3 protein-coding genes are annotated in these 12,249 nt (G+C 55.6%); 2 read left to right on the top strand and 1 reads right to left on the bottom strand.

Going from position 1 to position 12,249, the window contains the following annotated elements:
* Window positions 1–221 precede the first annotated feature (221 nt).
* Both sucC and sucD read left to right on the top strand, forming a co-directional pair.
* Window positions 222–1,403: an ADP-forming succinate--CoA ligase subunit beta gene (gene sucC, locus QET93_RS08735; RefSeq protein WP_280126233.1), complete on the top strand. Its 1,182-nt coding sequence runs from the start codon at window positions 222–224 to the stop codon at window positions 1,401–1,403.
* 26 nt (window positions 1,404–1,429) lie between these two features.
* Entirely contained in the window at window positions 1,430–2,317 is an 888-nt protein-coding gene (sucD, locus tag QET93_RS08730) for a succinate--CoA ligase subunit alpha (protein WP_280132151.1), read from the top strand.
* A gap of 188 nt (window positions 2,318–2,505) precedes the next feature.
* On the opposite strand, the gene QET93_RS08725 is transcribed toward sucD, so the two are convergent.
* Window positions 2,506–11,991, bottom strand: a complete 9,486-nt coding sequence (locus QET93_RS08725) for an autotransporter-associated beta strand repeat-containing protein (RefSeq protein ID WP_322189947.1) — start codon at window positions 11,989–11,991, stop codon at window positions 2,506–2,508.
* Window positions 11,992–12,249 lie beyond the last annotated feature (258 nt).

The raw sequence follows: 12,249 nt of genomic DNA, 5'->3' as shown, positions 1-12,249 counted from the left end.
GGGATAATCCGAAATCACTGCTTTCCTCCTCTTCCCATGTACATTCTTCCGAGTCAAGCAGGAAGAACAAAGCTGACATGCAGAGGGGTTCTCCTCCGTGGACGACGACGAATATATGCCGTTTTGGTAAAAAATTGAAAATAAAATTCATTGTTCCTTGACCAGGGGTGCCCAAGGTCATAAAATTTTTCCGCAATTATCGGCCTATTGGCCTACTCGTCATGAATATTCACGAATACCAAGCAAAACTACTCTTTGAGAGATTTGGAGTAGCTACCCCACAAGGCATTGCCGTTACCACTCCGGAACAGGCGGTTGAAGTCGCCAGGAAAATGGCACAGAACCAGTTCGCAGTCAAAGCTCAGGTGCATGCCGGAGGTCGTGGCAAAGGAACATTCAAAAACGGCTTCAAGGGCGGCGTTCATGTCGTCAAGTCTGCTGAAGAAGTAGGCGAAGTTGCCGGAAAAATGCTCAATCAGGTTCTGGTCACCAAGCAAACCGGTGAAGTCGGCAAGCTCGTGCAGACCGTCATGGTTGCCGAAGCTGTCGATCTTAAGAAGGAATGCTACTTCGCTATCCTTCAGGACCGTGCCCGCAAGTGCCCCGTGATCGTAGCCAGCCAGCAAGGCGGCATGGACATCGAAGAAGTCGCCAAGAATTCTCCCGAAGCCATTCTGAAAGTTTACATTGATCCTGCTCTGGGAATCCTCCCCTTCCAGGCTCTGGACGTTGCCTGTTCCCTTGGATTTACCGGCGCTTTGATTCGCCAGGCCACCAAGCTGATCACCAACACCTACAAGCTTTTCGCCTCCCTGGATTGCTCAATGGTGGAAATCAACCCTCTCGTCGTCACCACTGACGACCGCATCGTCGCCCTCGACGCCAAATTCAACTTTGACGACAACGCTCTCTTCCGTCATCCGGAAATTGTTGAAATGCGCGATACTTCCGAAGAAGATCCTCGCGAAGTCGAAGCCGACAAGTACAACCTCAACTACATCGGCCTCGACGGCAACATCGGCTGCATGGTCAACGGAGCCGGACTTGCCATGGCTACGATGGACATTATCAAATATTACGGCGGTTCCCCCGCCAACTTCCTCGATGTAGGAGGCAGTGCCACGGAAGAAATGGTTACGAACGCTTTCCGCATCCTGACCAGCGATTCTCACGTCAAGGCTATTCTCGTCAACATCTTCGGTGGCATCATGCGTTGCGATGTCATTGCACAGGGCATCGTTGCTGCTGCAAGAACAATCGACATGAAGATTCCCCTTATTGTCAGACTGGAAGGAACCAATGTCGAGATCGGTAAGAAGATCCTTGCTGAAAGCGGCATCTCCATCATCTCCGCCGACGACCTCGACACCGCCGCTCAAAAAGCAGTTGAAGCCGCCAAGTAAACAACCTTATCCCATTTTATACGACAATGACTACTCTCATTGACAAGAACACCCGTCTGGTCGTCCAGGGTATTACCGGCAGCGCCGGCGCTTTCCACGCCAAAAACTGCATGGACTTCGGCACCAATCTCGTCGCCGGCGTTACCCCTGGCAAAGGAGGACAAATCTTCGAAGGTAAAGTCCCCGTTTTCGACACCGTCAAAGAAGCCAAAGCCAAGACGGACTGCAACGCTACGATGATTTTCGTTCCTCCGCCCTTTGCGGCCGACGCCATCATGGAAGCTGCCGACGCCGGCATCAAGCTGATCGTCTGCATTACGGAAGGCATTCCGGTCCAGGATATGCAGAAGGTCAAGCAATTCATCGAAGGCAAGGACATCACCCTCATCGGTCCTAACTGCCCCGGTATTGTCAATCCGGGCGACAAGTGCAAGATCGGCATCATGCCGGCCTACATTTTCAAGCCCGGCCGCATCGGCATCGTTTCCCGCTCCGGCACGCTCACCTATGAAGCTGTCTGGCAAGTGACCAATCTCGGCATGGGCCAAAGCATGTGCATTGGTATCGGCGGAGACCCCGTCCACGGCATGACTCACCTTGATGCTGCCAAGTTCTTCACGGAAGATCCCAACACCGATGCTTTCATTATGATCGGTGAAATCGGAGGCTCCGAAGAAGAAGAAGCGGCTGAATGGATCAAGGCCAATTGCAAAAAACCCGTCGCCGGATTCATTGCAGGAGCTACCGCTCCCAAGGGACGCCGCATGGGACATGCCGGTGCCATCGTCGCCGGAGGCAAGGGTACGGCTGCCGCCAAGCAGGAAGCCATGAAAGATGCCGGTATTGTTATCGCCAATACCCCAGCCCAAATGGGTCTCGCACTCCTTGAAGCCATGAAGGCCAAAGGTCTGTAAAATTCCCTCTCTAACTTCGAATTTTTCAAGGAGCTGTTTCGCTTGTGCGGACAGCTCCTTTTTTTCATCGATAATCTTTTCGTATTCTGAGTCGATAATTCAATTTTTCCCCTATTCCTTATAGAAAGAGCCCGCCTTCCCCACGCGGGAAAGACGGACTCCTGTTTTCTTTGTCTTCCGACTTCCAATCAGAAGTTGTACCGGTAACCCAGCGAGCCGCTCGCCCAGGTCGCTCCGCTGCGGAGTTCCGTGTTCGCCTCCGCAAAGATTGTGCCGTTCACTCCTACGGGAACGCTCAGCCCCGCTCCGAACTGGACCCCTGTCATCCCCGCCTTCGCTCCTTCCACCTCGCGGCGGATGCCGGGGTTGCCCTGCAAGCCTACCTGGCCGCTCGCACGGTCGTCTCCCATGTCCTGCACTACTTGCACCCGCAACTCGCCCAGCGCCTCCCGTCCGAAGACGTTGCTCCCTACAAGGCCCAGGTAGCGAAGACCCGCCGTCACGCTCCCCGTCGTCGCGTCCAGGTCGCTGACGTCCAATCCCGCGTTCCCCGCTCCGCTCTCGCGGTAGTCGTCCATGCCGACGTGTACCAGCGAGGCTCCGAACAGGGGCTGGAGGATCTTCGTCCCTTCGTCGTTGAGCTTGATGTCGCAGGTCGCTTCGTAGAGGACTCCCCAGCCTGTCCCGTCGCTTGTCCCGTGGCCGGTGTAGCTGTCCGTTCCGAAGTTCACCGTCCGGTCGACGCTCGCGTCGTAGCGGCTCCCGGTGACGATGAGTGAGTGGCCCCACTTGCGTCCCTGGTACTTCCCGAACAGGCTGATGTAGGTCCCGTCCAGGTCTCCGCTGAGGCGGTCGGCTCCGTCGCTGCTCAGGTCCCCGTAGTTCGCGCTGAAGGCTGCCCCGAGGGTTACGGTGCTGCTGACGTTCACGTCGGCTCCCACCGTGCCTCCCCAGTTGACCAGTTTGTAGCCGGCGTAGTCGCCGCTCGCGTCGAGCCGGTTGTAGCTCCCCGTCCCCTGCAGCCAGAAGTTGTAGTACGGCAGGGTGTTCTCGTAGGTGTAGTCGTTGTTGTTGAGCCCCATGCCGGCTACGCGGTTGCGCAGCATGCTCTGCTGGTAGGCGAGGTCGCTCTTCGCCGCGGCCAGGATGCCCGTGACGGTGCTGCCCGCGACGGCGGCCAGCTTGCGGCTCGCTCCGCTGCGGTTGCCCGCCTTGACGTCGTCCATGATGCTTGAGAGGACGCGGTCGAGGCTGGTGCCGGATTCCTGCAGGCCCGCCTGCCAGATGAGGTCGGCACCGGCTCTGGCGACTCCGCTCCGGGCAACTTCTTCGAGGAGGTTGCCGGAGCTCACCGAGAGGTCGGCGAGCAGGCGACGCCCGTCGTCGCTGACGTGCAGGTTGGCTCCCGTGTAGAAGAGGCCGAGGCTCTGTTCCATGTTGACCGTCCAGGTGATCAGGCTGCTGCCGAAGCCCAGCGGGTTGCCGGAGGCGTCGAGGAAGCCGCCGTGGGCGGCCATGAGTTCGAGGGAGTCGGTGTCGGAGGGTTTCCAGCTCCCGTCGCGGCTGCCGTTGACGAGGTTGAGGGTGACGCCGTCGCCCAGGGCGATGTGTCCGTCCGCGTCGATCGAGGCGATCGGGTTGGGCAGGACGAGGTCGAGGGTGGAGCCGGATTGCAGGTCGACGTTGCCGGCGCAGGAGAGGATGCCGGGGCGGATTTCTCCGCTGCTTTCCCCGCCGCGCAGGTCGAGGCGGCTCCCGCCTGTGACGGTCAGGCTGTTGACGAGGGTGTCTTCCGCCAGACGCAGGGCGGCGTTCCCGTTTCCTGTACCGACCGTGACCCGGTCGTAGCTGCCGGAGGGGGCGGCGAGGACGAGGGTGCCTTCACGCACGGCGAGGCTGAGGTCTTTCGAGGCTACGCCGAGGGTCTGGGTGCCCAGGCCTTCCTTGGCGAGGGTGCCCCGGCCTTCGAAGGCGATGCTGAGGTTCGAGTCGCGGTCGCTCTTCACGGTCAGGGTGCTGCCCGTTCCGTTGAAGCGCACGATGCCCGCTCCCGTCAGCAGGCCGACGGTGACGTCGTTGCCGCCGGCCACGTCGAGGACGGAGCCCGATTGGAGTTCGAGCGTCGAGTCACTCGAAAAGTCGCCTCCGTCCACCAGGCGCAGCGTCCCGTAAGCCATCGAGAAGGTGCCGTCTCCGGTGATGTGGGTGGCCAGGTCCATCGTGTCGCTTCCGGTGACTACCAGGCGGGAGTCCACTCCGCGCAGTTCCAGGGTGCCTCCCTGCCCGTATACGCCCTTCACCAGGGTTTCTCCTCCGATGACGGTCAGGCCGTCTCCGGTGCCGGCGGTGAGGCTTTCGAGGCTGTTATGCCCGTTGAGGACGAGGGTGCCTTCCCGCGTTTCGATACCGCCGTCGATGGTCACGTCGCCGTTGATGGTCAGCGATCCCGTGCCCGTCTTGACGAAGTCGACGATGCCTGCCTTGAGGTTGCCTTCGTAGACGGTGTCGAGGTTGCGCCCGTTGTAGCTGCCGTTGACCAGTTCGACACGGGCGACGCTGTCGGTGCCGAGGTTGTTTTCGAACTCAAGGGTGTAGCGTTCCCCGGTGGCGGAGTTGAGGCCACCCGAGAGGTTTTCGACGTGCAGGCCAAGGGTTGACGCGTCGCCGGGGGCTCCGCTCATGACGACGTTGAGGTCGGCGTTGATCATCACCATCTTGTAGGCGTCGAAGTAGACGTAGTGGGTGGTGGATGGATCTTGCGAAGTCGCTTCTTTGGTCAGATCAACCCGATGTTGTGCATTTCCGTCGAGGGCTGCGTCGGTGGCGTAGTAGATTTCCCCGCCGGCGGTGACGGCCAGGCGGCCCGCGTCGAGGTTGGCCTGCAGGGCGTCGGCATCCAGGTTGCGCTGGACGGCATAGCCGAGGTATTCCAGGACGGGGTTGAAGCGGATGGAGCTGAGCCATGCGTGGGCCGCGTCGCTAATGCCGTTGGCGGTGCGCGTCAGCGGATCGGTGACGGCGAGGGCTCCGTCGGTGAGCTGGAGGAGGATGGTGGTGCCTTCCGCCCGGAGGTCGTGGAGTTCTTCCAGCAGGCCGTCGGTGAGGTTGATCTGCATGTCGCCGAGGTAGACCTGGTGGGATGCCCCCGGCGTCTCGAAGGAGATGAGCGATTGAGCGCTGCCGGAGCTGCCGCCGATGAGGGCATTGCCGCTGCCGGCGGTCAGGAGAACGTTGGGCGTAGCTCCGTCTCCGGAAATGGAGATATTGCCCGTGAGCCCGGTGATGGAGCTGCCGTAGTCGAGACCGCCGGAGGAGGCACCTGCGCCAAGATGGATGCTGGTGAGGGCACTGCCGTCGAGGCCGCCCAGGTCGACGGGAGCCGCCTGACCGGTCAGTTTGACCGCGACTCCGCCTGTGGGAGCGTAGTTCGAAGCTCCGGACAGGATACCGCCTGTAACCGTAAGGGTAGCTCCTCCAACATTCTGATCATTCAATTCAAGAGTACCGCCCGAGACGGTAACATGGGATGTGCCGAGGCTGGCTCCGTCGACAAGTTCGAGACGGCCTTCTTTCAGCGCGATCTCGCCGGAGACGGTATTGCCGCCGTTGCCGAGGACGAGGGTGCCTCCCCCTTGCTTGGTCAAGAGACCGGAGCCGTTCAGGACTCCGCCCAGGGTCACAGTCTGTCCGTCGCCGAGGCTGACGAGAGTTCCGTTCTTGCCCGTGCCCGAAAGGGTCATAGCATGGGAAGCTGTCCAGCCCGAGCTGCCTGTGGCCGCGGTGAGAGTTCCATTGCCCAAAATGACCGTGCCATCCGTACCGCCGAGAACGTCGGTTGCAGAGGAGGTGGCGGCGTTGCCCAGCGTCAGCGTACCGCCGGCGAGGGTGAGACCGGAGTCGGAGTTGACGGAGATGGTCCCATCGACGGCAAGTTCTCCGTTGGAAAGCAGCTTGAGTTCGGCTCCATCGGAAAGGATCAGACCGGAGGCCGACATCGTGCCGGAAAGTCCCAGGGATTTGTCGGTAGCCGTCGAACCGACGGCGCTGACGGTGAGGGCGTCGGCCTCCAACGTGCCGCCGAAGGTGTCCCCTTCGTTGAGGAGGTTCAGAACGAGAGTACCGGAGGTTTTTTCAAGGGTACCCGCCACGCCGGAGAGCTTCCCGGAGAGGGTAACCGAACCTTGCTGGACTGCATTGACCAGTTCCAGCGAAGATTCGTCTGAAACGGAAACCGTTCCGGAAAGTTTCGCGTCAGCAGCCAGTCCGGACAATTGTACAAGTCCCGTACCGGAGATGGAGACTGCCGCATTGTTCTTACCGGAGTCATCGAAGACGAGGCCTCCGCCCGAGGAATGGTCTACTATCAGCGTTGTCCCGGGAGCGGCAAGAAGCTTGATGGCCTGCTTGTCCGTGATGCCGATAGCCGATTCGGGAATGGCGTCGGTCAACACGTTGGTAATCGTCACATCCGTTCCCGCGACGTTGCCCAACGTACCGCCCAGGAAATCGACAATCCCTGTTCCCAGGGAATTGGAGTTCCCCATTTCAATCGTACCGTCGTAGAGATAAGTCCCTCCCGAATAGGTATTCTTGAGATTGGATGCCAGAGAAAGCTTGCCAGTCCCCTTCTTTGTTAGAGAAACGTCGAGCTCTCCATAATTTCCGATGCCGTTGTTCGGGGAACCTTCTCCTTGGAAGATATAGTCATTACCGGCGCTATTAATAATATCCAACGACCAGGGAGACACTGTTCCGGAAATCGTCACGGTTTTCATCGAGGCAGCATCGTCGAACTGAACTTTCTGTCCGTCCGGTCCCCCCTGGAAACCCTGCTGATCCCATGGTCCATCTACGTTTCCCGCCCACACCGATCCCGTATGACCGGAATTACCGCTGTTCCAGACCCAGGTACCGATACGGGCCAGGCGCAGGTAGAGGTTCTTGTTGCTGGTATCCCCATCTACCGAAGTTACCAGCGTGTAAAGATAAGCATCCGTCGCAACCCCCTTCCTCTCCCAACTAAATTCTCCCGCATCCAAGGAGGAATCCCCTGTAACGGAGATCAGTTTGTATGCACCTGCGGCCTGATCCTCCGTCGTACGGAGGAAGTTGTCCAGTTTCAACGAAGTCGTTCCTCCAAGAGGATCAACCATCTGAACATACGGGGAATTGTTCCTTGTGAGCATGTCGGAAAGGTCCAGCGTCAGCGTGCCTCCTATCGACAGATTCGTTCCTTTAAGTGTCGCTCCAGCCAAGACCCTTACGTCCTTCAGGACGGCGGAGGCGTCCGACAAGGTCAGCGTTCCCAACTTGGCATGCACCGCTCCGGCATAGCCTGCCGAGGTTCCCGACAGCGTCGAATCTCCCGAAAAGACCAACGCGTTGGACAGGGACTGACCGTTGAGATCGATTTTTGCTCCTTCCACCAGGATTTCGTTGGTCGCAGCCCCGAAGGCCGTAGAGGAGGCCGCCTTGAGCGTTCCTCCCGTCACCTTGATGTTCCCGGACAGCGAGGCATTGCCTCCGCCCAGCTCCAGTACGCCCGAACCCGACTTCACCAGGTTCACGGACGCCACGCCCGATTTGTTGGAAAGATTTCCCGACAGGGTGATGTCCCCACCCGTCGTGTCGATCGTCGTCGCATCGGAGCCCGTCGCCGAAAGCACGGCGACATGGGTCGTGCTCCACGCAGCCGACGACTTGAGCGTACCGCCGCCCAGTTCCAGTGTTCCCGCCGAACCGGTAACGCCCGAAGCCCCAACTGTCAATTGACCACCAGTCAACAAGGCCAGTGTGGATGTCGATGCCGATGTTCCGAACGCAAGATTTTCTGTTTCCATCGTACCACCGGACAAATTCAAGGAACCGCCATCCAGAGTCAGCACATTTTCCACCGTCACCAACCCACTGGATAGATTCAAAGAACCGCCGGTCAGAGCTTTCACGTTTTTCACGGCCACCGTCCCGTTGGACAGATTCAAGGTTCCGCCATCCAGAGTCAGTACGTTATCTACCGATATCGTCCCGGACTGGGTGTCCGTACCGACGGTTACAGCCGCATTTGCCCCCAACTTCATCGAATCTCCTTCAAGAGTACCCGTTAGCAGCAGGGAACGGGAAGATCCCGTCCCGACGAGTTCCAATATTCCTTTCTCCGCCTTCAGACGACCGGAAAGACTACCGTCGGACTCCAGTTCGACGCGAAGCGTTCCATCGGTCTTCTCCAGTGTTCCGGCTATCGCATCCAGCGTTCCGTTCTTAGAACTATGCCGTACGGTTACCGTCCCCGAATCATCATCATTGGCCAGACGGAGAGTCACATCTCCAAGCACGGACAGAGTCCCTTCCAGAACGCCGCCATTAGTCAGATTGCCGAGTACCACCGTACCCTTGGCTCCGGCTAAACCGGCCATTACATGATTGGAATTGGTTGTTCCGGAAAATTGCAGGGTGGATAAAGTAATTGTCTTGCCGTCTACCGCAGCCAGATGGACACTCTTACCGGAATTGACCGTGACCGTATGGGAGACAATATCCAAAGTATCATCTGCCACCAGCGTCCCGCCATTGAATGTCACCATTCCTCCGTTGCCGAGAGCAGCTTCCTTCTCAATTCTCAACTCTCCGTCCGTCAATATCGTACCCCCCGTATAGGTGTTTTCGCCAGTCAGTTTCTGGCTACCGTTCCCGCTAATCTCCAACGCAAGCTTACCCAAGCCAAGTCCCGTCATGTTACTATCCTGAATGATCCCCGAGAAGGAGTAATCCTTGTCCGGAGTCAGCGTCAGTTTATAGGTCTTTCCTGCGGTTGAATCCTTGTACGTCGACACCCAGCCATCTCCCGAAAGCCCCTTGATGGAAGCGCTGTCCGCCTGGACGTTCAAGGCGGAATAACCATTCAGTGTCACTGACGAACGGGCCAGAGCATCGCTATTGCCCAGAACCAGCTGGCTGCCGTAAACCTTGTCGGGTGATTCGCTTTTCGTATCCACGATGGAGACATCGCCCGAGTAACCGGCATTGGCCCCCGTCAGGAACACGAAGTAGTCCCAGCCCCCCTTGGCTTCTTCCTTGCCATGGTCTGGATTAGTCCCACCCCATGTCGTATCGCGCAGGGAATTGATGATCTTGAATTCTCCCAATCCCTTGAGCTCCGCAATACTGATCGTATCCTGCATCAAACTGCCAATCTGAAGGGCAGCGTCTTTGGAAATCGTCACCGGACCGGAGAGAACCATGTCCTCCTTGGTATGATAAATGGTATTGGTGCCGGAGAGAACCTTGATTTCGTTGGTCAATGTTGTACCGATAACGTCAGCCAGAGTCAACTGAGCCGCCCCTGTCTTGGAATCAAATGTAATTTCCTTGGTACTCAGGGAACCTGCCGCCCCCATGACAATCGTACCGCCAAGGATATCCGTACCTCCCGTATACTTATTGATATCTTTGCTCAAAATGAGCGCTCCCTCCCCTTTCTTCACCAATTTGCCTTCTCCGCTCAATTCCCCGGAAAGCGTTATCGTAGCGCCTTCATTCGATTGAGTATAAGTATAAGTTGCGGAATCAATATTGTATTTGGCCGTATCGAAAATCACTTCTTCAATCCCTTCCGAATCGGGATCGCCCAAAACCATATTCAGAGAAGAAGACCAGTTTGCGGATGCTCCGATCGTTCCCTTCTGCAAGTTAATCTCCGTTGGTGCACTAGGATTATGCTTTGTCCAGCCCCCGCTACCTAAAACGACTGTTCCATCATTGAGAACAAAAGTGGATTTTATATTCTCACGAGACATAATAATCCCCTGAGCTCCGAAAAATGTATTGTCCTGCAAGGTTAAGGAAGATGCACCGTCTAAGGTAAGCAGCAGGTTCGACTGCATCAGGAGTTTTCCCCCTTTGACCGTCATTTGATCGGCGTTGTGCCAGTCTCCCAATCCTAGAGAATAGGAAATGCCCTGATTCTCTCCACTTCCCTTGATGATAACATTCGTATTTTCCAAGGACATCACAGTGGCCCCGGATCCATTTTCCCCCGCATGGAAGTAGTTAGATATGACAAGGTTGGAATTTTTAATGGTTACAGTTCCTCCCTGACCATTGACCCCACCGGTCAAATCAATATTCATTCCGTCCAGCGTTCCGTTTTTGAGTGCAATACTCCCCGCCGATGTTGACGAGCCAATCATCTGTGACGATCCCTCTGCTCCATTGAGAGTCCCCGATCCATTCAATAGAAGAGAACCGATTGCAGCATTCCCGGCAATCGTCAGAGCCCCGTCACCCAATGTCAGTTTTCCCATTGTCGCCCCTTGATCAAAGAGCAAAGTGCCATTCATCCCTGCAACAGTCTTGAAATCCCCGAATCCGGAGGCATTCAACTGCACAGTCCCTCCTCTCAAACTAATGTTTCCAAACGTAACAGCATTCGCGTGAGATAATTTCAAAGTGCCGTTCTCAATAGTGATCGATCCGGTAATGGCATTGGCTCCGGTGAATTCCACATAAGGCTCCTGGTCTGCATCTCCACTGATGAGGACAGCTCCCGTCGTGATAATTTTGGAAGCCGCGTCCTTATTGTTAAAGGTATAACTGCCTCCCGTAAATTTCATCATGAGAGGATTGACTTCTCCGTCAATGGTAACGGTCCCGGAATTATCTTTCGTAAACAGCGCTATGCTTCCTTGCGTAAAAGGAATAGATTCTCCCGTAGAATTGTGCCAATTCGTATTGGCGGCATTCCATGTCCCCGTTGCCCCCGTCCATGTTGAAAACATATTGGACACATCCGTAGATGATGTCACGTAATCAACATACAATGCACCATCTCCTCCACGATAGACATAAAACTTGTTCGCCGAATCCGCATCGGCGGACAAAGCGGAACCGGAAAGAGTCAACGAAGTCGAATCATTCAACGTAAAAGAATGTCCGGAAGCCGCTACCGTTCCTCCCGTACTGGTCGCATTGCCTGAAAGATCCCACAATTTGCGGGTATAAAGGATATAATTTGTCTGCCCTTCCGCTAGCTCCTTGACGCCATACTGCCCGACATTTGTCAAAAAATGCTCCTGACCATATTGCAACAGTGTCGTGTCGGTAAACTTGATGCTCACATTGGCATGTAATGAAGCGGCGGATGAAGAGGAAAGAATACTTCCCACCGACCCCAGGGAAACAGTCAATGTCCCAAGCGATTTGGTTGAATAAGTCAGAGATTTTTGGAACTCAATTCCTTGGAATGATTGGACGTCGAGAGAAAAATCGTTTCCCGTTGATCCTTGCCCATTGTTTAGGATATTCCATACAAGTTTGGAATTTTGATCGACTTTCAAATAACCTCCACCTTGAATCTTTTTCGTTTCTCCCGACAACGTCAGATTTGTGAGGTTTTTTAATTCAAGACGAAACGTCCAACCTTCGAACTTGAGACCCGTAAATGAGAGAACACCGGCCGCATCAAACTCAATGGGATCGTAAGTTCCATTCTGCCCGTCTTCATTGATTCCAGGTCCCTTGGGCTGATCTACATAGTCTTTCCAATTAGCGAGCGTGTTCCATGCATCGGCAGTATGGTCTCCGTCAGGACCAATCCAGACAGCTGTTGTCTCTGCATGAACATTCGTATAACACGTTAAAATAGCTGAAAGAAGTAGTAAAGGAAGTCGCAGTTTCATTTTCAGTAGTAGGTTACGTTAGAAAATAGCAGATTCACAATCCGCTTTCAATGAATAATATCAAAAATTAGTAATGCATTTATGGTAAATGCTTATTACGAGTATTTTACAAATACGAAAACCAGTTGGTATATTGATTGATCAGCAACGTTAAAAAACGTTACAACGTTTGCTTTAAGTACTTTGTTTGAAATTTTAACGGATTGTGAATCCGCTTATCCGCTGGTTATCCCAATGTTCTTTGAATATGCCAACAGC

Origin of the sequence: Akkermansia sp. N21116, assembly GCF_029854705.2 — a bacterium.
In the GTDB taxonomy this organism is placed as follows: domain Bacteria; phylum Verrucomicrobiota; class Verrucomicrobiia; order Verrucomicrobiales; family Akkermansiaceae; genus Akkermansia.
The sequence above is the reverse complement of the archived record's forward strand: the minus strand, read 5'-3'. Positions and strand labels throughout refer to the sequence as shown.